General features: G+C 65.3%; 15 protein-coding genes. 14 read left to right on the top strand and 1 reads right to left on the bottom strand.

Annotated features, from left to right (window positions below):
* From yaaA to Q0672_RS11535, 9 genes are all read left to right on the top strand, one after another.
* A partial coding sequence (gene yaaA / locus Q0672_RS11575; protein ID WP_298622320.1) for a peroxide stress protein YaaA occupies nt 1–192 on the top strand: 192 nt, incomplete at its 5' end.
* 15 nt (nt 193–207) lie between these two features.
* A complete protein-coding gene (locus Q0672_RS11570) occupies nt 208–1,476 on the top strand; it encodes a DUF445 domain-containing protein (protein ID WP_298622318.1) in 1,269 nt (422 codons plus the stop codon).
* 13 nt (nt 1,477–1,489) lie between these two features.
* A complete protein-coding gene (locus Q0672_RS11565) occupies nt 1,490–2,632 on the top strand; it encodes a M14-type cytosolic carboxypeptidase (protein WP_298622316.1) in 1,143 nt (380 codons plus the stop codon).
* 284 nt (nt 2,633–2,916) lie between these two features.
* Nucleotides 2,917–4,428: a methyl-accepting chemotaxis protein gene (locus tag Q0672_RS11560; protein ID WP_298622314.1), complete on the top strand. Its 1,512-nt coding sequence runs from the start codon at nt 2,917–2,919 to the stop codon at nt 4,426–4,428.
* A gap of 132 nt (nt 4,429–4,560) precedes the next feature.
* Nucleotides 4,561–4,845, top strand: coding sequence for a hypothetical protein (locus Q0672_RS11555; RefSeq protein WP_153159458.1), 285 nt, complete (start codon nt 4,561–4,563; stop codon nt 4,843–4,845).
* A gap of 326 nt (nt 4,846–5,171) precedes the next feature.
* The gene (locus Q0672_RS11550; protein ID WP_153159457.1) at nt 5,172–6,497 is read left to right on the top strand and encodes an HlyD family efflux transporter periplasmic adaptor subunit; all 1,326 of its coding nucleotides are present in this window, start codon (nt 5,172–5,174) and stop codon (nt 6,495–6,497) included.
* A 1-nt stretch (nt 6,498) separates the two neighbouring features.
* A complete protein-coding gene (locus tag Q0672_RS11545) occupies nt 6,499–8,649 on the top strand; it encodes a PqqD family peptide modification chaperone (RefSeq protein ID WP_298622309.1) in 2,151 nt (716 codons plus the stop codon).
* A 2-nt stretch (nt 8,650–8,651) separates the two neighbouring features.
* On the top strand, nt 8,652–10,598 hold the full coding sequence (locus Q0672_RS11540) for a preprotein translocase subunit SecA (RefSeq protein WP_298622322.1): 1,947 nt from the start codon (nt 8,652–8,654) through the stop codon (nt 10,596–10,598).
* A 17-nt stretch (nt 10,599–10,615) separates the two neighbouring features.
* Nucleotides 10,616–11,548 (top strand): efflux RND transporter periplasmic adaptor subunit, encoded by a 933-nt coding sequence (locus Q0672_RS11535; RefSeq protein ID WP_298622307.1) that lies wholly within the window; start codon nt 10,616–10,618, stop codon nt 11,546–11,548.
* 287 nt (nt 11,549–11,835) lie between these two features.
* On the opposite strand, the gene Q0672_RS11530 is transcribed toward Q0672_RS11535, so the two are convergent.
* Nucleotides 11,836–12,015 carry a hypothetical protein gene (locus Q0672_RS11530; RefSeq protein ID WP_298622305.1) on the bottom strand — a complete coding sequence of 60 codons (180 nt, stop codon included), beginning with the start codon at nt 12,013–12,015 and terminating at the stop codon, nt 11,836–11,838.
* Between the two features lie 59 nt (nt 12,016–12,074).
* Here Q0672_RS11530 and Q0672_RS11525 point away from each other — a divergent pair, with 59 nt between their 5' ends.
* The 5 genes from Q0672_RS11525 to Q0672_RS11505 all read left to right on the top strand — a co-directional run.
* Nucleotides 12,075–13,604 carry a TolC family protein gene (locus Q0672_RS11525; protein ID WP_298622303.1) on the top strand — a complete coding sequence of 510 codons (1,530 nt, stop codon included), beginning with the start codon at nt 12,075–12,077 and terminating at the stop codon, nt 13,602–13,604.
* 258 nt (nt 13,605–13,862) lie between these two features.
* The gene (locus tag Q0672_RS11520; protein ID WP_298622301.1) at nt 13,863–14,762 is read left to right on the top strand and encodes a hypothetical protein; all 900 of its coding nucleotides are present in this window, start codon (nt 13,863–13,865) and stop codon (nt 14,760–14,762) included.
* 26 nt (nt 14,763–14,788) lie between these two features.
* The gene (locus tag Q0672_RS11515) at nt 14,789–16,045 is read left to right on the top strand and encodes an HlyD family efflux transporter periplasmic adaptor subunit (RefSeq protein WP_298622299.1); all 1,257 of its coding nucleotides are present in this window, start codon (nt 14,789–14,791) and stop codon (nt 16,043–16,045) included.
* A 10-nt stretch (nt 16,046–16,055) separates the two neighbouring features.
* Nucleotides 16,056–18,170: a peptidase domain-containing ABC transporter gene (locus tag Q0672_RS11510; RefSeq protein ID WP_298622297.1), complete on the top strand. Its 2,115-nt coding sequence runs from the start codon at nt 16,056–16,058 to the stop codon at nt 18,168–18,170.
* A 298-nt stretch (nt 18,171–18,468) separates the two neighbouring features.
* A partial coding sequence (locus Q0672_RS11505) for a DUF4347 domain-containing protein (protein ID WP_298622295.1) occupies nt 18,469–24,025 on the top strand: 5,557 nt, incomplete at its 3' end.

Here is a 24,025-nt window from a genome sequence, read left to right as displayed (position 1 = left end):
GACTGGAAGGGCGGGCGCTACAAGATCATCAGCTTCTACGCCAAGCGCGCCCGCGGCCTGATGGCCCGCCACGCCATCACCCACGGTGTCGAGGACGTGGAGCAGCTCAAGGATTTCAACAGCGACGGCTACGCCTTCGCACCGGAAGCCTCCGACGAAGGCCACTGGGTCTTCCGTCGGCGGCTCGACTAAAAGGGGGCAGGGCAGATGGCATCTCCCGAAAAGGCGGCCGCGCTGGCCCGCATGAAGTTCCTCGCCACCGGCCTGCTGGTGGCCGTCACGGTGCTGTTCGTCTTCGCCCGTCGCGAAGGGCTGCCGTGGCTGGCGGCTTTCGCCGAGGCGGCGATGATCGGCGCCCTGGCCGACTGGTTTGCGGTGGTGGCGCTGTTCCGCCGGCCCCTGGGCCTGCCGATTCCCCACACGGCGATCCTGCCGCGCAACAAGGCACGGCTGGCCGACAACCTGGCGGTGTTCATCCGCGACAAGTTCCTCGACACCCATTCCCTCGTCGGCCGCCTGCGCGCCGCGAACCCGGCCGAGCGCATCGCCGCCTGGCTGCAGGACGAGCGCAACGCCCGCCTGCTGGCCGACCGGCTGGCGGTGGTGGCGGTCCAGTCGCTTGATTTCATGGACGACCGGCGGGTTCGCCGGCTGGTGCTCCACGCCCTGCGCCGCCGCGCCGGAGATCTCGATCTGGCCGGCACCGTGGGTCGCGTCCTCAACCTGCTCACCGAAGACCGCCGCCACCAGGGCCTGCTCGACGACGGCCTCTCCAAGCTGGCCGACTGGCTCGGCCAGCCCGGCGTGCAGCAGGGTTTTGCGGGCATGATCGTGGATGTGGCGAACAAGGAATACCCGAAGATCGTCGCCATGCTCGGCCTCGTCGGCATCAACCCTGCCGAGCTGGGCGAGAAGGTCGCCAACGGTATCGTCACCGGCGTGAATGGCCTGCTCGCCGAAGTCGCCAACGACCCGAACCACCCGCGCCGCGCGGCCTTCGACGAGGTCATCCACCGCTACATCGAGCGCCTCCAGCACGACGAGGGCTTCCGCACCCGCATCGAGCAGGCCAAGCGGGATTTCCTCGCCCACCCCGGCGTCGGCACCTACCTGCAGGGCCTGTGGGAAGACCTGCGCGGCTGGCTGGCGAGCGATCTCGGCAAGCCGGATTCCCGCGTGCGCCGCAAGATCGCCTCGGCCGCCAGCGCCATCGGCGCCAGCCTCGCCACCAACCCGGCCCTGCGGGATTCGGTCAATGAGCACATCGAGCAGAGCGTCGAGGCCCTGGCGCCCGAGTTGCGCGAAGGGCTGTCGCGCCACATTGCCGGCACTGTGCGGGCCTGGAACGACGAAGACCTGGTGCGCGAGATCGAGCAGAGCGTCGGCCGCGACCTGCAGTTCATCCGGCTTAACGGCACCCTCGTCGGCGGCCTGATCGGCCTCGTGCTGTACGCCGTCACCCATCTCATCACCTGATTTCCGCCCCGCCATGACCCTCCGCATCAGCAGCAATTTCGACGCCGGCGCCATCGAGGTGCTGTCCATCGAGCGCCCCGACAACATCCGCCTGCGCCTGCGGGCCGACCAGGGCGTGGGTGGGGATTCGACCTTTCGCCAGTGGTTCCACTTCCGGCTCCACGGCGCGGCCGGGCAGGACGTGCGCCTCGTCTTCGAGAACGCTGCCGACGCGGCCTATCCCGACGGCTGGCCCGGCTACCGCTGCGTGGCCTCCTACGACCGCCGCCACTGGTTCCGCATCGCCGGCACGCGCTATGAAAACGGCCAGTTGATCGTCGAGCACCGGCCCGAGCGCAACAGCATCTACTACGCCTACTTCGAGCCGTACTCCCACGAACGTCACCTGGACCTGCTGGGCCGCGTCGAGATGTCGGCCTTTGCGTCGGTCAGCAATCTGGGCGCGACCGTCGATGGGCGCGACCTCGACCTCGTCACCGTCGGCCGCGCCGGCCCGGGCAAGCTGCCGGTGTGGATCATCGCCCGCCAGCATCCGGGCGAGAGCATGGCCGAATGGTTCGTGGAAGGCCTGCTAGAACGCCTGCTCGACAGCGCCGATCCGGTGGCGCGGCGCATCCGGGAGAAAGCCGTGCTGTACGTGGTGCCCAACATGAATCCGGACGGCGCGATCCGCGGCAATCTGCGCACCAACGCCGCTGGCGCCAACCTCAACCGCGAATGGCGCGACCCGAGCGCCATGCGCAGCCCGGAAGTGCTGGCCGTGCGCGACGCGATGGAAGCGAGCGGGGTCGAGCTCTTCCTCGACATCCACGGCGACGAGGCGCTGCCGTATGTCTTCTTCTCCACCGCCGAGGAAGTGCCGGGCTTTTCCGATGCCCAGCGCGCCCGTCAGGCCCGCTTCGTCGAAGTCTTCCAGGCCGCCAGCCCGGATTTCCAGACCGAGCACGGCTATCTCGCGGGGCGTTTCCAGGACGAACTGCTGACCCTCGCCTCCAAGTGGGTCGCCCATCGTTTCGGCTGCGTGTCGATCACTCTCGAGATGCCCTTCAAGGACAACGCCAACCTGCCCGATGGTGTCACCGGCTGGAACGGCGAGCGGAGCAAGCGCCTCGGCGCGGCCATGCTCAACCCGATCCTGGCCCATCTCACCGGCTGAAGGCCTGCTACCGCGGGCGCCTGCAGAGGGCGCGATTTAAAGGACAGACAGATCGGGTCGTTATTGGACGAGTGTTCAACTTGTTCAATGGGAGCCACGATCGTGACCGCAGGTAATGGAACCCCGTGTTCCGCTGGCTATCAGCTGAAGGCTGTATGGCCTTGGTTGTTGTTGGGTGGGTGGCTTGCCGTCTCTGCTGCCCAGCTCTGGTCGATGCAGGTCGAGGCCGTTCTGCGTGGCGACATCTGCAGCGCAGTGCAGCAGCCCCCGTGGGGTGGCCGATCATGACCGCCCACGACTCGCGGCCGTCCGTCGACGGCCTGTCTTCCTTCCGGGCCCGCGCCGATAACCTGCTGATCGGTGCCCTGGGCGTGCATCTGCTGCTATGCCTCGGCGTTGCCGCCTATTTTGGTGAATGGGGCGCCGTGCTGGGGGTGGGTGTGCCGGCTTTCCTGGTACCTCTCCTGATCAGCCGTGGTGCCCAGGGCAGGCTGGTGACGCGGATCGCCGTCGCGTGCTCGGCCATGATCTTCTCGGCGCTGCTCATCCACCAGACCCGTGGCACCATCGAAGCCCATTTCGGCATCTTCGCGCTCCTGGCATTTCTGGTGCTTTACTGTGACTGGCGGCCGTTGATCGCGGCGGCAGGTCTCATCGCCGTCCATCACCTCAGCTTTGCCTGGCTGCAGGCAACCGGCGCCGGAGTCTACGTATTCCCCCAGGTGGATGGGATCGGACGGGTGCTCGTGCATGCAGCCTACGTAGTCGTCGAGACCGGGCTGCTGTGCTACATCGCCGGGCTGCTGCGTGGCATGGTGCTCGACGGCGTGGTGGTTTCCGACTTTGCGCAGCGGGTTTCCGCGGGGCGGCTGGATTACACCTTCGACAAGTCGACCATCGAATCCCGCCCGCTGCTGCAAGCCGTGGCGCGGATGCAGGACGAACTGCGGCGCACCCTTGCCGAGGCGCGGGGTACGGCAGATAGCCTTCAGGCGCTGGCTGCGCGACTCACCGCGGCATCGGTCGGCATCGCCGAGGGTGTCGGCGACCAGAACAATTCCACCAGCGCGATGGCTGCGGCGGTGCAGGAGATGACCGCCTCGATCAACCAGATCGCCGACAGTGCCACCGAGGCCCGGCGGCTGGCTTCCGATTCCAGTCAGGCCGCCGTCGAGGGCAGTCAGGTCGTGAAGGCAGCGGTTGGGGAGATGTCGGGCATCGCCGGGGTGATCGGCACCGCTGTGGAGCGGGTCGAGGCCCTTGGCCGCGAGTCCGAAAGGGCGTCGGAAGTCGTGACGATTATCAAGGGCATCGCCGATCAGACCAACCTGCTGGCGCTCAATGCCGCCATCGAGGCGGCCCGGGCCGGCGAGCTTGGCCGTGGCTTTGCGGTGGTGGCCGACGAAGTGCGCAAACTCGCTGAGCGCACCACCACCGCGACCGACGAGATCGGCCGGATGATGAACGACATGCGCGGCGCCAAGGAGTCGGTGCTCGGCTGCATCGAGAGCGCAGTGGGCAGGGTGAATGCCGGTGTGAGCCATGCCGGCAAGGCCGGCGAATCGATCGATCTCATTACCGGTCGCGCCGATGGTGTGGGCGACATCGTCGGCCGGATCTCCGACTCGCTGGCCGAGCAGAGCGTCGCGGCCCAGGAAATCTCCCGTCACGTGGAACTGATCTCCCGGATGGCCGATCGCTCGGCGGTGGCCACCCACGCCATCTCTGGCGAGGCGCAGGCGTTGTCCCAAAGTGCCGAGGGGCTGCGGACGGCGCTCAACCGGTTCCACATCTGATGCGGGCTGAAGGTGCGGCCGCGGGTGACGGAAAAAAGTCCGAAATTATTTTGAAATCGTGTCATCCACCGATCGATACACCGCGTTAAGGGATCACAGGCGAGAGATCGCCGGATTTAACAGGAGAAGTCGATGGGCAGTTATTGCAACGAGTCCTACGCAGAGTTTCTGGATTCCCTCAAGGCCGCTGGTGTCGTCATCAGCAACGAAAGTGAAGTGCGTGAGCGTCTGGCGGAATGCCAGCGCTGGAGGACGGCTTTCATGACCCTGGCCGCCAACGGCCGGCAGCTTGGCATCGAGTTTTCGGTGGCAGGCGAGGGTGGTGATCCCCACGCTGTGCAGCGCGTGATGGCTCAGCATGCTTTCCCGGCCGAAAAGGAAGCCGCCTTCCTGGCCCAGCTGACCGCCCAGCGCTGAGCGCAGCAGACCGGTCCGGCGCCTGCCGGATCTGGTGACAGCATCTGGCCGATGCCCCCTTCACCCAGCGGTGAAGGGGGCATCGGCTTTTATGCGCCCTGAAAACGTGCCGGCCGAAAGCCTGCCGGTGGGGATGCCCCGTTGCGCCTGGGCTGCGGTGCCGTGACAGGGTGCGCAGCCGGGGGCGGGCGGGCTTAAAGTTTTCCGGCGCTGCGTCGTCAATACGAGGACGATATTCTCTAAGGACCGCAGCCCTGAACCCCCAGTCCCCGGCCCCTTCTTCCGGTTTTTCGGCCCTCGAAGTGCTTGCCCTGCAGGCGGCTGTGGTGTCCCACCCGCGTCTGGGGCCGGCCGCGACGGCGTTTGCCTCGGAGCTGGCCACGCGGCTTGGCTGCGAGCGAGTGGCCGTCGGCTTTGTCGAGGATCGATTCTCGCGGGTCGTCGCCTTGTCTCACGGCGCGCTGGGTGACGGCAGCACCGACACCCTGCGGGCGATGGGTGCGGCGATGGACGAGGCGATCGAGCAGGCCGCGACGGTCATCGCCCCTGCGCCGCCCGAGCTGCCGCCGCGGATCATCCTGTCCCACGAGGAGTTCATCCGCCAGGAGGGCGGGGTGGTGTGCACCATCCCGATCGCGGTTCAGCATGAGCTGGTGGGCGCGGTGCTGCTACAGTTCCGCCAGGGGAGTGCGCCCGATCCGGCCGTGATGATGGAATGGGAGCACGCGGTGGCGCTGGTCGGCCCGGTGTTGCATTACATGCGTCACGGCGAGCGGCCCTGGCGCAAGCGACTGCGGGATCACCTGAGGCGCGGCTGGGCGGCGCTCCGGTCGCCCGCTGGTGGCCGCCTGCGGCTTGGGTTGGGCGTGGCGCTGGTGACGCTTACGGTGCTGCTGCTGGTGCCGTTCCAGTACCGGGTTGGCGGCAACGCCCGGGTGGAAGGGGCGATCCAGCGGGTGCTGGTGGCGCCGGTCGATGGCTTCCTGAAGCGCAGCCTGGTTCGTCCGGGCGATCTGGTCAAATCCGGCCAGGTGCTGGCCGAACTGGCTGAACAGGATCTGCAGCTCGAACGCAGCAAGTGGGCCAGCGAGCTTGCCCAGCACGAGAACGCCTACGGCGCCGCAATGGCGCGGGCTGATCGCGCCCAGCTGGTCGTCAGCCAGGCCAAGGCCGAGGAGGCGCGCGCCCAGCTCGATCTGGTGGACCAGCAGCTCGGGCGCATCCGCATCGAGGCGCCGTTCGACGGGGTCGTGATCCGCGGTGATCTCAGCCAGTCCCTCGGGGCGCCGGTGCAGCGGGGCGACGTGCTGCTGACGGTCGCGCCGCGGGAGCGTTTCCGCGTGATCGTCGAGGTGGATGAGCGGGACATCGCCCGCATCCGGGTGGGGCAGGTGGGTCATCTGGCCCTGTCGGCGCTGCCCTGGGACACGCTGCCGCTGGCCGTCACCCGCATCACGCCGATGGCCAGCGCGGTGGAAGGGCGCAACGTGTTCGAGGTGGAGGCGGCGCTGTCGGCCCAGCCCGACAACCTGCGCCCGGGGCTGCGCGGCGTGGCGAAGATTGCCGTGGGGCGCGAGCCCCTGGCGTGGGCCTGGACTCACCGGCTGATCGACTGGATGCGGATCGGCGTGTGGTCGTGGCTGGGGCACTGAGATGAACGGGCCGAGCGCCTTCAGCAGCCAGTGGTACCGGGTGGCGGGCCTCCATCCGAGCCTGCGGTCGCAGGTGCGGGTGCGTCGGCAGATCTACCGCGACGAGGTGTGGTACGTGCTCGCCGATCCGGTGAGCGGGCGTTTCCACCGGATGAACGCCGCGGCCTACGCCTTCGTCGGGCGCTGCGACGGCACCCGGACGGTGGATGCGCTGGCCGAGGCGCTGCTCGCCGACGACCCCGACCAGGCGCTCACCCAGGACGAGATCGTGCAACTGCTGGTGCAGCTCAACCAGCGCGGGCTGATCCAGTGCGAGGTGACGCCGGACGTGGAGGCGATCTTCCGCCGCCAGCACCAGGAGGCGCGCCAGGAGCGTCGTCTGGGCGTGAATCCGTTGGCCTTCCGGGTACGCCTGGGCGACCCGAACGATTTCCTGAAGCGCTTCGATCGCTGGCGTTACGTGATCTTCTCGTGGCAGATGCTGCTGGTGTGGCTCTCCGTGATTTGCGCCGGCGGGCTGGTGGCGGCCACCCATGTCGACGCCCTGTCGTCGGCGGCGCGCACCTGGATGGGCACGCCGCGTTTTCTGCTGATGGCGTGGCTGCTCTATCCGCCGATCAAGGCCTTGCACGAGCTGGCCCACGGGCTGGCGGTGCGGCGTTTCGGGGGCGAGGTGCATCAGACCGGCGTCAGCCTGCTGCTGCTCACGCCGGCGCCTTTCGTCGATGCGTCGGCGGCGGCGGCCTTCCGTCATGCGGGCCAGCGGGTGATCGTGAGCGCCGCGGGGATCATCACCGAGCTGACCCTCGCCGGCTTGGCGCTGATCGTCTGGGCGCTCGTCCAGCCGGGGCTGGTGCAGGATCTGGCGCTGGTGGTTGCGGTGGTCGGCGGGGTGTCTACGGTGCTGTTCAACGGCAATCCGCTGCTGCGCTTCGATGGCTATTACGTGCTGTGCGATCTGTTCGACCTGCCCAATCTGTCGGGGCGCAGCCGTGCCTTCTGGCGCCATCTGCTGCTCAACCGGCTGCTGCATGTGGCCGGCGTGCCGTCCCCCGAGCCGGGGCGGGGCGAGCGGCCGTGGCTCGTGTTCTACGCGCCGGCCTCGTGGATCTACCGGGTGGGGCTGTCGATCGCGATTGTCGGCTGGATCGGGAGCTGGTCGATGGTGCTCGGGGTGATCGCCGGTGTCGCCACGCTGATCGCGCTGATCGGCATGCCGGTGCTTGGTTTCTGGCACGGCCTGCTGCGCATGGCGCTGCCCGAGACCCAGCGGCGCCGGGCGCTGCGGGTGGCGGGTGGGTTGTCGGTGGCGGTGGTGCTGCTGATCGGGGTGATCCCGGTGCCGTTCTCGACCCTCGCCCAGGGCGTGGTGTGGATTCCGGAGCAGGCCCAGCTACGGGCCGGCACTGACGGTTTCATTGTGAGCATGGAAGGCCGGCACGGCGACAAGGTGGAGGCCGGGCAGGTTGTGCTCCGGCTCGAGGATGCCCGCCTCGTCACCGACGCAGCGAAACTGCGCAGCCAGCTCGAGGGACTCAACGCCGATCTGTTTCAGGCCATGCAGCGCGACCCGGTAAAGGCGCGGGATGTGGAAGCCGACATCGGGCGGGTGACGGCCCAGCTCAAGCGGGTTGAAGAATTGCAGGAGGCGCTGGTGCTGCGCGCCGGTGTGGCCGGCCAGCTGACGATGCCCCGTCAGGTGGATGTGGATGGCGCCTTCGTGCCCCGTGGCGCGCTGCTTGGCCACGTATTCACCGGCGAGCCGGCCACCGTGCGGGTGGCGGTGGAGCAGGACGTGGCCGCGCTGGTGCGCTCTGACACCCGTCAGGTGGGCGTGCGTCTGGCCGAGTCGGCGGGCGAAACGCTGCCGGCGCGGCTGCTGCGGGCAGTGCCGGCGGCCACCGAGAAACTCCCCAGCCCGGCCCTGGGCGACTTTGCCGGTGGGCGCTTTGCGGTCGACCCGGCGGATGAAGACCATCAGCGCACGCCGTCGCCGGTGTTCGTCTTCGATCTGGTGGTGGATGGTCTCATCCCCGAGCGGGCCGGCGGACGGGTGTGGGTGCGTTTCGATCACGGCTGGGCGCCGCTTGCCGTGCAGTGGGCGCGCCAGCTCAAACAGCTTTTCCTCAGCAACTTCAATCCTGCCACGTGACGATGCCGCTCGACCTGCGTGCGCCCCTGCCGGGGCTGGTGTGGGGCGCTTATCCGGAACGCCGGGAGCCGCCCCGGCGCAGCTGGCCGTGGCAGCGGGCCGGATACCGCCGGCAGCTCGCCGCCGTGCGTGCGGCGCTGGCGGGCTGGCGGATGCTCGACGAAGCCGCCTTCGCCGCCCGTCTGCGGACGCTGCAGGGCCGCCTCGGGCGGGACGGGCTGACGGGCGACGCGCTGACCGAAGCCCTCGCGGCGGCCGTGGACGCGGCCCGGCGCAGCCTGGGCATGGCGGCCTACGACACCCAGCTCCACGCCGCGCTGGTGATGCTCGACAACCGTCTGGCCGAGATGGCCACCGGCGAGGGCAAGACGCTCTCCGCCGCGCTCACCGCCGCCGTCGGTGCCCTGGCCGGGATGCCGGTGCATGTGCTCACTGCCAACGATTATCTGGTGGAGCGGGACGCGACCAACCTCGCGCCCTTCTACGCCAGGCTCGGGCTGCGGGTGGATTTCGTCACCGGCGAGATGAGCGAGGCCCGGCGCCGTACGTCTTACGCTGCGCCGGTGTGCTACGTGACGGCGCGGGAGCTGGTCTTCGATTATCTGCGCGACGGGCAGCGCCGGGGCCATGCCCGAGGCGATCTGCAGCGTCGGGTGGCGGCCCTTGGCGGCGACACCGCCCAGCCGCTGCTGCGCGGGCTGTGCATGGCAGTGGTGGACGAGGCCGACAGCCTGCTGATCGACGAGGCGATGATGCCGCTGATCCTCTCCCGCCAGGTGCGCGACAGCGGGGCGCGGGCCTTCTTCTGGCAGGCCTGGTCGCTGGCCGGCGAGCTGGTTTCGGGCGTCGACTTCCGCGTGGATGCGCCGGCGATGCAGGCGCGCCTCACCGATGCCGGCCGGCTGCGTCTGGCAGGCCGGGTGGCGGCCCTGGGCGGGCGCTGGCGCTCCCGCAGGCTGCGCGAGGAGGTGGTGGCCCTGGCCCTGGCGGCGCGCCACGTGTATCGCCGCGACGTGCATTACCTGGTGCGCGACGGGCAGGTGGAGATCATCGACGAGATCACCGGCCGCGCCGCGCCGGGCCGGGTGTGGTCGCGCGGGCTGCACGGGCTGGTGGAGCTGAAAGAGGGCTGCCGGCCGTCGCCCGCCACCGAAACCCTGGCTCAGATCACCTTCCAGCGATTCTTTCCCCGCTACCACCGGCTGTGCGGCATGAGCGGCACGCTGCGCGAGGCCCGGGGCGAGTTGCAGGAGGTGTACGGACTGGATATCGTGTGCATTCCGTCACGCCTTCCGGCCTCAAGAAAATCGTTTCCGGGCCGTTTATACGGGGCAAGACACGCTTTGTGGGACGCCGTCGCCCGTCGGGTCGCCGAGATCCGGCAGACGGGGCGCCCGGTGCTGGTGGGTACCTCGTCCGTGGCCGAGTCGGAATCCCTGTCGGCCAGCCTTGCTGCAGCGGGGGTTGCGCACACGGTACTCAACGCCCGCTTCGACGCCGACGAGGCCGCCATCGTGGCCCGGGCCGGGGAGCCGGGGCAGGTGACGGTGGCGACCAACATGGCAGGGCGGGGGACGGATATTCCGCTGGCGGCCGGTGTCGCGGCGGCGGGAGGGCTTCATGTGATGTGCTGCCAGTTCAATGCGTCGCGCCGGATCGACCGGCAGCTGGAAGGGCGATGTGCCCGCCAGGGCGACCCGGGCAGTGTGGAGACGTGGATCAGCCTGGATGTGGCCCGGGTGGCAGAGGTGCCGCTGCTGGGCCTGCTGGCGCGCCGGTACGGAATGGCGACGGATGGTGCGGTGAAGGTCGGGCCGCGGCTGCTGCGGGTGTTGCTGGGCTGGTACCAGTGGCGTCAGGCCGGCCAGGAGCGGCGGGCGCGATGGGCTTTGTTGCAGGCGGATCGGGAGTGGGAGCGGGGGTTGTCGTTTGGCGGCCCCGGGGAATGACGACAATGAAGAAATGGATGCTGAGCTGCGCGTGCTGGGGGCTGGCCGGAATGGCCGGACTGGCTGCGGCCGCCGGTCCGCAAGGGGCCGGTGGAACCGCAGGCGCAGCTTCATCGGGAACCCTCGGCTGCCTGATCGAACCCGACAAGGTGGCCGATCTGGGGAGCGCCGTCATCGGCGTGCTCGACAGCCTGCGCGCAGAGCGTGGCGACGTGGTGCGCAAGGGCCAGGTGCTGGCCGTGCTGCGCAATGACGTCGAACGGGCCACCGCCGAAGTCGCCCGGTCGCGCGCCGCCACCGAGGCCGACCTGCACAGCGCCGAAGCCAGCCGTGACCTGGCCCGCCAGAAGATGCGCCGGGCCGAGGACCTGGTGGCAAGGAATTACGTGGCTCAGCAGGCCCTCGACCAGGCCCGGGCGGATTTTCAGGTGGCCGAACAGAAGGTGCTGCAGACCCGCGAACAGCTGCGGGTATGGAGCCGTGAAGTCGGCGTGGCCGAGGCCCAGGTGGGCCTGCGGACGATCCGCAGCCCCTTCGATGGCGTGGTGGTCGAGCGCTATCTCTCGCTGGGCGAGCGGGTCGAAGAGAAGCCGATCTTCAAGGTGGCAAAGATCGATCCGCTGCGCATCGAGGTGATCGTGCCGGCGGCCCGCTTCGGCACCATCCGGGTGGGCGAGGTGGCCAGCGTGAAGCCGGATCTGCCCAATGCGGGGCCGGTGGATGCTTCCGTGACGTTGGTGGACCGCGTGGTGGATGCGGCCAGCAACACCTTCCGCGTGCGTCTTGCGCTGCCCAACCCCGGCAACACCCTGCCGGCCGGCCTGCGCTGCCGGATCACCTTTGGCGAGACATCGCCCCAGACGCCCATCGCCGTTGCCGGGGCCCGCCTCGTGGGCGGCATGCGCATGGATTCGAGCCTCGCGTCGTTCAAGGAACGGCGGCGGCATTAGCCACATCGGTCCAGACTATTTCTTTACCGCAAACAAGTGCAAAGCAAGAAAAGACATTTTTTGCGAAACCGTTGAATTCCGAGGTTGGCCTATTTGAACAAATGCTTCTGCTTTAGTTTTTCCGGAAAAGCAGGGTTTTAAGTTGATCTGTTAAAATCGATAAATATTCCGTTTTCAATTAAGCAAAACAATTCTCGCACCAAGGGCGAGTCAAGCTTAATGAGTTCAAACTGAAACGATGCATGATGATCAAGTTCACATCATGCATCGACGGTTCAGTGGCCGAATTAGCAGCAGCAGGGCGGCAGCGGAACGCAACCAGCCTTGGAGCCCTTGGCCTTGGAAGCCTTGAGCTTGCTGGCCTTGACCTTGGAGGCTTTGATCTTGGTGGCCTTGCTGCCGTTGGAGCCGGTGGCGCCGCAGCCGCCGCTAACGAGGACCAGTTCGCCGAGTTCGAGTTTACGCATGGTGATTTCTCCAATAAATGATTCGTTTAGGTGAATGCCATGTTTGTGCAATGCTTTGCATGAACAGGCGCTGCTATGAGATCACATTTCCTGGCGGTATAATTACAAAAACGTCACAACTATCTTATAAATTGCAAATTTTAAAGAAAACACATTTGATTGTTAAGTATGCCTTTTTTTTGATTTTCGCCTTCGCGAACATGACGGTGTTTGCGGAGACGCCCACCCTTGATGCGACGAGCTTTCGCTCCGCCAACGCCGGTGCGGCTCCCGCTGGATTCGAGCTGCGCTTCGAGACGCAGCTCAAGGCCGTGCCTGCGCTTGGCGGCGTTGCCCCAAGAAGCACTTCGAAGGGTCTTCGAAGCCTGATGGCTTCGGCGTTCAGGGGAGCGCCCGAGGTCTCCGGTGCGGAGGCACGTATCGATGGCGAGGTGGCGCGCGTTGACAAAGCCCGGGGACGGCTGCTGCCCAACGTTTCGATGGCGGCGGAGGATGGCAAAGGGGTTCTCAGCAATTCGGGCGGCGACACGCGCATGCTTGGTTATCGGTCGGTGAGCGGTCAGGTCGTATTGCCCATATACCGGCCCCGCCTGCATGCGGAGGTGCGTGGCGCGCTAGTCGCGGTGGAAGACAGCCGATTGGCGCTGAAGGAGGTGCAGAACGAGATATCGTTTCAGGTTGCCGCGGCTTACCTGGAGGTTGTCAGCCTGCGGGAAGACATCCGCAGCCTGAGCGAGGAGCGCGATCTCGTTCGAGCCCAGCAAAGGGTTAATGCGCGGCGTCTGGAGGGGGGTATTGGCTCGGTGACCGAAGTGGATGAGAGTGCTTTGCGTCTCCTGGTGATCCAGACTAACCTGGAAGCCGTTACCCGCGACCTGAGTTTCCAGCTGGCCGAGCTACGTCGCCTCAGTGGTGATCCTGCCGCCGACGCGGTTCCGCTGAAAGAGGGCGTCGCGATTCCGCGGGTGGTGCCCCAGTCGCTCGATCTGGCGCAAGACTCCCTGCGAACCGCCAACCCGACCCTGAACCGTGCATTGTTGGCGATCTCCTCCGCGCGAGAAAACCTTTCGGCCCAGCGCGCCGACCATCTCCCGACGCTCGACATGCAGGGATACACCGACCGGGGGCAGAACGTATCCGGCGGCGTGTACCGGAATAGTTCGTCTGTGCTGTCGATCGTGATCAACCTCCCGATCTATTCGGGCGGCAGCATCAATGCCGCGGAAACGGAGGCTGCTGCGCAACTGCGTCGGACGCAGCATGACAGTGAGGTGGCGGAGCGCCGGCTGTCCAGCGAACTGAATCGCACGTGGGGCGATTTCACGAAGTTCGAGGAGCGTGTCAAAGCCAATTCCGAGGCGCTGGCTCTGGCCATGGAGTTGGCCCAGCGAACCCGAAAGAGCTTCGATGCGGGGCTCAGGACGAACATTGACGTGCTGAACGCCCAGCGCCAAATCTCGGACGTGCGGAAGGAGTTGATTCGGGCGCGTAGCGGCGCCGTCATGAATCAGATACGCATCCTCACGCTGCTTGACGACCTGGATGATAGAAAGCTTGAACAGCTGGACGGGATATTGGATGCGGATTGAGCGGGCCGGGTCCGGTCCGCCGGCGTGCCACACGACCGGGCGATGCGTGCCGCTCGGGCGGTTTCGGGAGCAATTGCCGCCGGCGGAGGCCTGCCGGGGTGGGGCACGTAGCTGTGGTGAATTGTGAGCAAATCGTTGCTTGACCTGGCGATTAGTCTGGCAACATCCTTTTTTTGATCGTCGAGACGACCCAGGGACTGACTAGGACGAGGGTCACCGTAACCTATGAATGAATCTCTCCAAACATCGGCCTGCCTAGTGGGCGAACGCTACCTGCTGGCCAGTACCGCACTTTCCGAGTACATCGATTACGTCGAAGAGATGCTACCCGAGGATGCTCGCGGCAAGGGCGTGAGCCAGCACGTCGATGACTGGCATCGCTGCATGGATGTCATGAAGGCGTTGCGGCAATCGGAGGCCGGCATTGCAGATGCTCCGGTGGTGAAGGAGTTGCCACAGGCCATGCGCCCGCTCCAGGCCGAATTGCAGTCGTCGTCTGGTTTCATGCGGGGCTATGGTGACCTTCCGACCCGCATCGCCCTGGTGGATTTGCACCAACTGGTCGTCTATCAGCCCCATGTCGTGATGGATCATGTGAACCGATTGTGTTCCCGTATCGCCAAACTCAAGGGGCCGGCAGCCCTTTTCCGCTTCTGCCAGGGGAGCGATCAGGAATTGGCGCCCCTTAGCTTTGAAAAATATGGCGAGGAAATGGTCGTGTTCCGGTCGCCCTCCAAGGACTTGCGTTACCTCGAACCCTTGATCCTCCAGCAGGGGCAGACTACGGGCTACATGCCCACGGGGAAGGTCGGCGCCATATTGGGGCTGGCGGTCGGCTTTGGATCGAATCTGCTCAATGCGATCGAATACGAGGGGCGGCTCCTGTTGAACAATGGCTACCATCGCGCCACCGCCCTCGCGAACGCCGGGATGCGTTTTATCCCCTGCGTTATCCAGAGCGTGCGGCATCCTGACGAATTCGGGCTGGCGGGCACCCGATTGGCGGAGGCCTCCCGGGCGTTCTATTTTTCCGACCCACGCCCCCCGATGCTCAAGGACTTTATCGACCCCCGTCTTTACCGCGACATCAATGTCGTTCACCGCGAACGCCGGATAGTGATCCGCTACCAGGTCAGTACGGTGGATGTTGCCATCTGAACGACCGGACACTTACGAATCGCTCCATGGCAAGACGCCTTTTCAGGGATGAGGCCCTCAAGCATAGCCAGATCCAGCCGGGCGGCTCTATTCAGCTCGCGCAGCCGCTATCGCTTCGCTATGTGACCGCCTTCGTGGTGGTGTTTATCTGTGCGCTGATCTTTCTCCTCGTCAAGGGCGAGTACACACGCAAGGAGCGGGTTACCGGCATCACCATGGTGTCTGCCGGCACGGTGCGCCTGACCGCGCCCGAGGCTGGGGTCGTCACGCGGCGGCTCGTGTCCGACGGTGATCCGGTCAAGGCCGGGCAAGTCCTCTTCGAGCTCGGCCAGGACAGGCGCAGCGACCTGGGCGATACCCAGCGGCTTGTCGAGGATGCACTTGAGGCGCAGCGCAACCGGATCGACAAGGAGATCGGATTGCGGGTTGCGCTGGCGAATGAAGGCAGCGGCGTCCTTCGCCAGCAGCGTGAGCGCCTGCGCAGCGAGCTGCAGTTGCTCGACGCGGAGATCGGCCTGCAGTCAGAGCAAGTCGCGGTTGCGCGCACGCTCACCGAGAAGCTGCGCCCGCTGTTCGAAGAACGCATCGTGCCCGAGGTTCAATACCAGCAGCAGATGAGCGCTTACCTGGAGCAGCGCTCGCGGCTCGAAACTCTTAAGCGCAGCCGCGTGACCCTTGAAGGACAGCTTTCGCAGACGGTAAGCCAGTTACGGCAGGAGGCTCTGCGCGCAAATTCGGAAGAGACCGCGCTCGAACGAAGCGGGCTTGCGAATGACCAGGAGCGCTTCATCCGCCGCGGGGCGCGATTGACCCGGATTACCGCCACAGTGGATGGGGTGGCCACCGCGATATTGCTCAATACCGGTCAAGTGGTCGAGGCCGGCGCCTCGCTGGGTACGCTGGTGCCCGAGGGCAGCGCAATAGAGGTTCATCTGTTCGTGCCGAGCCGCGCCATGGGTTTTGTCCGTCCCGGGCAGGCCGTGCGATTGCGCTACGATGCGTTTCCTTATCAGAAGTTCGGGCAGTACAAGGGCGTTGTGACCGCGGTATCGGCGGTGAATGTGCCCAGCCGCGACCTGCAAGGCCATTTTCCCTTCCTCGCGGATAAAGGCGAGACTTTCTTCCGCCTGACCGTCCATCCCGATGACGATTACGTCAAGGCCTACGGCAAGGACGTGCTGCTGCGCCCCGGCTTGACACTGCAGGCGGATATCGACATCGAGTCGAAACCGCTCATTTCATGGATACTCGACCCGCTCTTGGCGGTCGGCAAGTCGTTCTGAGACAGCATTAATGACTGAAAGATTGCGGAATCTCCGCTTCTCCTCGTTCCCGAAGGTGCGCGAAATCCTGCAGTCCGAGGCCGCTGAATGTGGCCTTGCCTGCCTCGCGATGTGTGCCTCCGCCAATGGCTATGATGTCAGCCTGGACGCCCTGCGCCGACGTTTCCCGGTGTCCCTCAAAGGGGGCAACCTCAAGATGCTGGTCGACATCGCCGCGGCAATTGATCTAGCGGCACGTCCCCTTCAGCTAGAAGCGTCGGAGATTGGCGAGTTGCAGACACCGTGCATCCTGCATTGGGACATGCGCCATTTTGTCGTCTTGGTCAGCTTCGATGGCAAGGTTGCCACTATCCAGGATCCTGCCGTGGGGCGGCGCAAGGTCACTCTGAGCGAGCTTGGCAAGCACTTCACCGGGGTCGCGCTCGAGTTGACACCCACCCCGGCCTTCAAGCCGCGACGGGAGCGCCCCCAGATCGGTTTCGCCGATCTGCTGGGCAAGGTGCGCGGGCTTCGCGCGAGCCTCGTGCAGATCGGCCTGCTATCGCTGGCGCTCGAAGTCTTGTCCATCGTCATGCCCTGGATCAACCAGTGGATCATCGACGACGTCGTCGTCACCATGGACCTTGATCTCCTCAACGTACTGGCCCTGGCGATGTTGCTGTTTGGCGCCACACAGGCGGCGATCCGGGCCTTTCGCAGTTGGGCCGTGGTGCATCTGGGCACCCAGATGAATTTGCAGTGGATGTCCAATGTCTTCGGCCATTTGCTCCAGCTGCCGATGTCCTTCTTTGAGAAGCGGCACTTGGGCGACGTCGTTTCGCGCCTGCGTTCAACCACAGAATTGCAGAAGGCGCTGACGCAGGGTTTTGTCGAGGCGATCCTCGATGGAATCATGGCGCTGTTGGCGCTGACCGTCATGCTGTTTTACAGCACGACATTGACGCTGATCGTGTCGCTTGCGGCTGCGCTCTACACGGTGCTGCTGATCAGTGCTTATCGGAGTTACCGCATTCGTAACGAGGAGGTGGTGGTGCGCTCGGCGCTGGCCGACTCGTACATGATGGAGTCGATCCGCGGTGTCCAGTGCATCAAACTATTCAACTTCCAGAATACCCGCCGCGCTCGCTGGCTGAATCTTCAGGTGGACGCGGTGAATGCCAGCATTCAGATCCGCAAACTGGACATATTTTATCAGCTTGGATATGGCGTCATTGCCGCCGCCGAGAACGCGCTCGTGATATGGCTCGCAACTCACCTGATCTTGGACAAGAAATTCACCATCGGGATGTTGCTGGCTTTTATCACCTACAAGAGCCAGTTCCTGTCTCGCAGCTCTGCGTTGGTCGACAGATTGTTTCAGTATCGACTTCTCAATATCCAGCGGGATCGGCTCGCCGACATCGTGCTGACGCCTGTGGAAAGCGGCACCCAGATTCGTCAGCCATTGACCACGGGGGGGCAAGGCTGCACGATAGAATTACGTGATGTGTGGTACCGCTATGGCGAGGGCGAGTCATGGACGCTGCAGGGTGTCAATCTGACCATCGCCCCGGGTGAATCGATCACGGTGCTTGGCCCGTCGGGCTGCGGCAAGACCACGCTCGTCAAGATCATTCTCGGGATTCTCGAGCCGACGCGTGGTGAAGTGCTTGTCGATGGTACGAATCTCGCTCGCATTCAGCTCGACGACTATCGCCGCCGGCTTGCCACGGTCATGCAGGAGGATCGGCTGTTCTCTGGTTCAGTTCTCGATAACGTGAGTTTCTTCGACGAAGCCCCAGACATGGCGCGTGTCCGCGATTGTCTAGCTGCAGCGGCCGTGCTGCATGAGATCGACGAGATGCCGATGGGAGCACATACACTGGTAGGAGACATGGGAACAACCTTGTCGGCGGGCCAGGGGCAGCGCGTCTTGTTTGCACGCGCGCTCTACAAGCAGCCGGAGATGCTGTTGATGGACGAGGCGACCAGTTTCCTTGATGTAGACAATCAGACGCGTATCCGCAGCTGGCTTGAGGCCAGTCGGCTGACCCGGATTTCGATCACTCATCGTATCGAGATGGTCAGTCCCCGTGACCGTGTTTTCCGCATGGAGGGAGGCAAGCTCCACCCAGGCAGCGGCTAGGCATAGCCGATTCACATCGGTGCGCTAAAGTGTGGCAGGCGTCTTGACGTAGACACCCTGAGCGCAGATCGAAAGCTACGAGTCGCGCACCTTGCAGCAGCCTTGGAAAGGAGCGTGAGTGGATCGTGGTCTTCCCTCCCGGCCGATAATTGAAACCTTCGAGTCGCGCATTCTGTATTCGGCCGATTCCGGTCCGATAGGGCTCATGTCGGCGGTGCTGGCGGGGGCTCATATGCCAGTTGCTGGTATGGTTCGGAATGTTAGCGAACTGGTTATTATTGATGCGCGCGCGCCAGAGATGCAGGCGCTCATTGATGATCTCTCGGCCCAGCAGCAGGCGGGGCGGCCCATCGAGGTGGTGGCGGTCGGCAGCGACGAGGACGGCATCGCGGTGATCGGCAGCACGCTGGCCGGGCGCAGCGATGTCTCCGCCGTGCATGTGATCGGCCACGGCGCCAGCGGCGTTGCCCAGCTGGGCGCCAGCGAGCTGGACGCTGAATCGGTCTTCCAGCGGGCGGGCGAGATCGCCGGCTGGGGCGATGCGCTGTCGGCCGACGCCGATCTGCTGCTCTACGGCTGTGACGTGGGCGACGGCGAGGCCGGCCAGTCCCTCGTGGCAACCCTGGCCCAGCTCACCGGCGCCGATGTGGCGGCCAGTGACGATCCGACCGGTAGCGCGCTGCTGGGTGGCGACTGGGATCTGGAAGTGCGCACCGGCGCGATCGAGGCGACCCCGTTTGCGTCGGCGAACCTGCAGGTCGAATGGTCCGGAGTGCTGGCGCTGACGGCCCAAGGGTCGGAGACCAGGGTCAATACCACTACCAGCGGTACCCAGACCGAAAACTGGTCCACCAAGACGGTGGCGATGGACGCCAATGGCAACTACGTCGTGATCTGGATGGACGGTTCGGGCGCCACCGACACCGGCATCGGCATCTACGGTCAGCGCTACAACGCCAGCGGCGTGGCCCAGGGCGCGCAGTTCCACGTCAACACCTACACCGCTGACAACCAGCGCAACCCAACGGTGGCGATGGACGCCAATGGAAACTTCGTGGTGGTGTGGGAGAGCAACAGCCAGGACGGCAGCCGCTACGGCATCTATGCCCAGCGCTACAACAGCAGCGGGGTGGCCCAGGGCAGCGAGTTCCGGGTCAATACCACCACCACCTACGACCAGCTCGAAGCTGCGGTGGCGATGGACGCCAGCGGCAACTTCGTGATCGCCTGGCATAGCTGGAGCCAGGACGCAGTCAACACCGACGGCATCTACGCCCAGCGCTACAACAGCAGCGGCGTGGCCCAGGGTTCCGAGTTCCTGGTCAACACCTACACCACCGACAACCAGACCGAGCCCAGCGTCGCCATGGACGCCTCGGGCAATTTCGTGATCGCCTGGCAGAGCTTTGGTCAGGACGGCGACAATGAAGGCATCTACGCCAAGCGCTACAACAGCAGCGGGGTGGTGCAGGGCAGTGAATTCCATGTGAGCACCTACACCACCAGCAACCAGGATCTGCCGGTGGTGGCGATGGACAGCAGCGGCAACTTCGTGGTCGTCTGGGAAAGCAATCAGGACGGCAGCGGCAACGGCATCTACGGCCAGCGCTACAACAGCAGCGGCGCGGTACAGGGCGGCGAGTTCCGGATCAACACCACCACCATCAACCAGCAGCAGAACCCGGTGGTGACGATGCTGGCCGGAGGCGGGTTTGTGGTGGTGTGGCAAAGCACCAGTCAGGACGGCAGCTTCGACGGCGTCTACATGCGCCAGTACGATTCGTCCGGCACCGCGCTGACCGCTGAGACGCTGGTCAATACCACCACCACCGACTACCAGGACGTACCGAGCATCGCGGCCGACGAGAAGGGGCATCTGGTCGTGGTGTGGCACGGCAACGGCCCCGGCGACACCGACGGCGTCTTCATGCAGCGCTACCAGTACGCGGTGGCGCCCGTCCTGACGCTGACCGGCTACAGCGGCACCTACGTGGAGAACGCGGGGGTGATCTACGACGCCGGCGCCACCGTGACCGATGCGGACACCACCACCTTCACCGGTGGCCAGCTGATCTACCAGATCACCGCCAACGGCACGGCCAGTGACGAACTGGGCATCCGCAATCAGGGTACGGGTGTCGGGCAGATCGGCCTGTCAGGCACCAACGTGACCTACGGTGGCACCACCATCGGCACCTACAGCGGCAGCTTCGGCAATGGCAGCACGCCGCTCACCGTCACCTTCAACAGCAACGCCTCGGTGGCGGCCGTGCAGGCGCTGGTGCGCAACGTCACCTACCGCAACACCAGCGAAAACCCCAGCACTGCCACCCGCAGCAGCAGCCTGACCGTCTCGGACGGCACCGGCTTGACCAGCGCGCCGGCGGTGGTGTCGATGGCGGTGACGGCCGTCAATGATCCGCCGATTATTACCAGCAACGGTGGAGGCTCCTCGGCGGCGATCAGCATGGCCGAAAACAACACAACCGTCTCCGTGGTTGCAGCAGCCGATGCCGAGAACGATGTGCTCACCTATAGCATCGTAGGTGGGGTTGACTCCGCCAGATTTAACATCGACCCCAGTAGCGGTGTGTTGAGATTTATTAGTGGGCCGGACTACGAGAACCCATCCGACAGTGGCACCGACAACATCTACAACGTAATCGTCCAGGTTACAGACGGCAGTGCGGTTGATACACAGGCACTGGCAATCACCGTTACGAACGTAGACGAACAGATCCATGTAGACGCCAGTTCGTCTGCGATAACCGCTGGGGCCACTTCTCTGACGTGGTCTCACACGACTTCAACCACCACCCACGGTATTCTGATCGTCACCGTCGCGGTGAGGAAAGACGTTCCCGTAACATCGGTTACCTATGGTGGTACGGCGTTGACCCACGTGGGCAGCCAAGTTGATCCGAGTGGCAAGGTGCGAGCAGAAATGTGGTATCTGTTGGCGCCCTCTGGCGGTACGGAGAACGTGGTTGTATCCCTGAGTGGCAGTGCCAACGCTACGGCCGGTGCCACTAGCTTCTACAACGTCAGTCAAAATAACCCGTTTGGCAGCGTGACAGCCGGTTCTGGAAGCGGTGATCCGTCACTGACGCTGGTTTCGGCGGTTGGCGAATTGGTTGTCGACTCCGTAGCCGATCGCGATGTCGACAGCCAGGTTGTCGGGCCGGGGCAAAGCGAGCTTTGGACTGACAAGGTCGGTAGCGGTAGCAACGACTCTTGGGGAGGCTCCAGTGCTGAGGCCGGTGCGGCCTCAGTGACGATGTCATGGACGACTAACGGAGCCGGTGCCGGTGAGTGGGCTGCGGTGGGGTTGTCGCTCAAGCCCTTTGTCAACCATGTTCCGACAGTCACCACGACTGCATCGGCTCTTGCTTACACCGAGAACTCAGGTGCTACGTTAGTGGACAATGTTGTCACGGTCAGTGATTCCGACGGTGACAGCCCTGTCGGCGCCACGGTGAGCATCACCAGCGGCTTCGCCAGCGGCCAGGACACGCTGGCCTTCACGGATCAGTCGGGCATCACCGGCAGCTGGAACGTCGCTACAGGCGTGCTCACCCTCAGCGGCAGCGCCACCGTGGCCAACTATCAGGCGGCGCTGCGCAGCGTCACCTATGTCAATACGTCCGATCAGCCCGTCACCGCGACGCGCACAGTCTCCTTCGCGGTCAATGACGGGCTGGGGACGAGCGCCACCGCAACCCGCAACATCTCGGTCGCGTCGGTGGATGACGCGCCCAGCTTCAACGCTGCCGACTACACGGTGACGACCGCGCCCGGGGCTGCCGCGGACCGGGGCTACGCCACCTTGGTCCAGGGCGACGGCAAGATCCTCGTCGCCGGCTATTCGAGCAACGGCAGCAACCTCGATTTCCTGCTGATGCGCTACAACGTGGATGGCACCCTCGACACCAGCTTCGGCGGTGGCGACGGTATGGTCACCACGGCCATCGGCAGTGGCGACGATGAAGCCCACGCCGTGGCGCTGCAGTCCGAAGGCCGGATCCTCGTTGCCGGCTTCACCCAGAACGGCCTGCATCGGGATTTCGCGCTGGTGCGCTATCTCGCCGACGGCACCCTCGACACCAGCTTTGGCGGCGGCGACGGCATCGTCACCACCGACCTCGGCGGGGGCTCCGGCGACGAAGCCTGGAGCATGGTCGTCCAGACCGACGGCCGGATCGTCCTCGGCGGCACCTCGGCCAGCAACTTTGCCCTGGTGCGCTACAACACCGACGGCAGTCTCGACACCAGCTTCAGCGGCGACGGCATGGTCAGCGTCGATATCGCTGGCGGCAGCAGCGACAACGGCTACGGCCTCGCGCTGCAATCCGACGGCAAGCTCGTCCAGAGCGGCAGTGCCACGGTGAGCGGCACGCTGGATTTCGGCGTGGTGCGCTACAACACCGACGGCAGCCTCGACACCAGCTTCGGCGGCGGCGACGGCATCGTCACCACGCCCATCGGCGCCAGCTTCGACATCGCCCAGTCGGTGGCCATCCAGTCCGACGGCAAGATCGTCGTCGGCGGCTATTCCACCAACGGCTCGAACAATGATTTCGCTGTCGTCCGCTACACCAGCGCCGGCGCCATCGACACCGGTTTTGGCGGCGGCGACGGGATCGTCACCGTGGATTTCGGCGGTCACGATTCGTCCTGGTCCACGGTGCTGCAGTCGGACGGCCGGATCGTGATGATCGGCGGCGCGACCTCCACCGATCTGGCCGCGGTGCGCCTGTTGAGCGACGGCAGCCTCGACACCAGCTTCAGTGGCGACGGCAAGTTCAGCGCCCACCTGGGCACCAACAGCTTCCTGTATTCGGCGGCGATCGGTGCCGACGGGCGGGTTGTCGCCACCGGCTACAGCAACACCACCACCGACGACGTGCTGCTCGTCCGCCTCTCCGGCGACGGCCAGTTCGACACCCGCTCGAACCCCGCCACCACCAGCCTCGGCGGCAGCGCCAGCTACACCGAGAACGGCAGCGCGGCGGTGATCGATTCGAGCGTGCGCATCTTCGACGCCGAACTCAACGCCGCCGACAGCTACGCCGGCGCCACCCTCACGCTCGCCCGCAGCGGCGGCGCCAACGCCCAGGACGTGTTCTCCGCGTCGGGCAACCTGGGCACGCTCACCCAGGGCGGCAGCCTGCTGCTCTCGGGCGTGAATGTCGGCACCGTGACGACCAATTCGTCCGGCACGCTGCTGCTCACCTTCAACGCCTCGGCCACCCAGGTGCGGATCAACGAGGTGATGAGTTCCATCGCCTACGCCAATTCGTCCGACGCGCCGCCCGCCAGCGTCAGCCTTGCCTGGACCTTCAGCGACGGCAACAGCGGCGGGCAGGGCAGCGGCGGGGCGAAGACCGCCACCGGCACCAGCACCATCAACATCACCGCCGTGAACGACGCGCCGACCGTCACCAGCAGCGCCAGCGCCAGCGTGGCCGAGAACACCACGGCGGTGATGACGGTCACCTCGTCCGACGTGGATGGCGGCACGCCGGTGTATTCGATCTCGGGTGGGGTCGATGCGGCGAAGTTCTCCATCAATAGCACCACCGGCGCGCTGAGTTTCCTCGCCGCGCCGAACTACGAATCGCCCACCGACGCGGGCGGCAACAACGTCTACGACGTCACCGTCCAGGTCAGCGACGGCTTCCTGACGGATACCCAGGCGATTGCGGTGACGGTGAGACCGGTTAACGACAACACCCCGGCGATCACCAGCGGTGCCAGTGCGAGCGTCGCCGAGAACAGCACGGCCGTGATGACGGTCACCGCGACGGATGCCGACCTGCCGGCCCAGACGCTGAGCTACAGCATCGTCGGCGGCG

This window comes from uncultured Zoogloea sp. (assembly GCF_937894855.1).
Taxonomy (GTDB): Bacteria; Pseudomonadota; Gammaproteobacteria; order Burkholderiales; family Rhodocyclaceae; genus Zoogloea; species Zoogloea oryzae.
Note: the sequence above shows the minus strand (reverse complement) of the source record. Positions and strands in the feature narration are given on the sequence as shown.

Excerpts from the sequence above, each read along its gene's own strand:
- Q0672_RS11535 (WP_298622307.1), top strand. The coding sequence starts at position 10,616 with ATGCTGAGCTGCGCGTGCTGGGGGCTGGCCGGAATGGCCGGACTGGCT.
- Q0672_RS11555 (WP_153159458.1), top strand. The coding sequence starts at position 4,561 with ATGGGCAGTTATTGCAACGAGTCCTACGCAGAGTTTCTGGATTCCCTC.
- Q0672_RS11565 (WP_298622316.1), top strand. The coding sequence starts at position 1,490 with ATGACCCTCCGCATCAGCAGCAATTTCGACGCCGGCGCCATCGAGGTG.
- Q0672_RS11510 (WP_298622297.1), top strand. The coding sequence starts at position 16,056 with ATGACTGAAAGATTGCGGAATCTCCGCTTCTCCTCGTTCCCGAAGGTG.
- Q0672_RS11570 (WP_298622318.1), top strand. The coding sequence starts at position 208 with ATGGCATCTCCCGAAAAGGCGGCCGCGCTGGCCCGCATGAAGTTCCTC.
- Q0672_RS11525 (WP_298622303.1), top strand. The coding sequence starts at position 12,075 with ATGAACAGGCGCTGCTATGAGATCACATTTCCTGGCGGTATAATTACA.
- Q0672_RS11515 (WP_298622299.1), top strand. The coding sequence starts at position 14,789 with ATGGCAAGACGCCTTTTCAGGGATGAGGCCCTCAAGCATAGCCAGATC.
- Q0672_RS11540 (WP_298622322.1), top strand. The coding sequence starts at position 8,652 with ATGCCGCTCGACCTGCGTGCGCCCCTGCCGGGGCTGGTGTGGGGCGCT.
- Q0672_RS11545 (WP_298622309.1), top strand. The coding sequence starts at position 6,499 with ATGAACGGGCCGAGCGCCTTCAGCAGCCAGTGGTACCGGGTGGCGGGC.
- Q0672_RS11530 (WP_298622305.1), bottom strand. The coding sequence starts at position 12,015 with ATGCGTAAACTCGAACTCGGCGAACTGGTCCTCGTTAGCGGCGGCTGC.
- Q0672_RS11560 (WP_298622314.1), top strand. The coding sequence starts at position 2,917 with ATGACCGCCCACGACTCGCGGCCGTCCGTCGACGGCCTGTCTTCCTTC.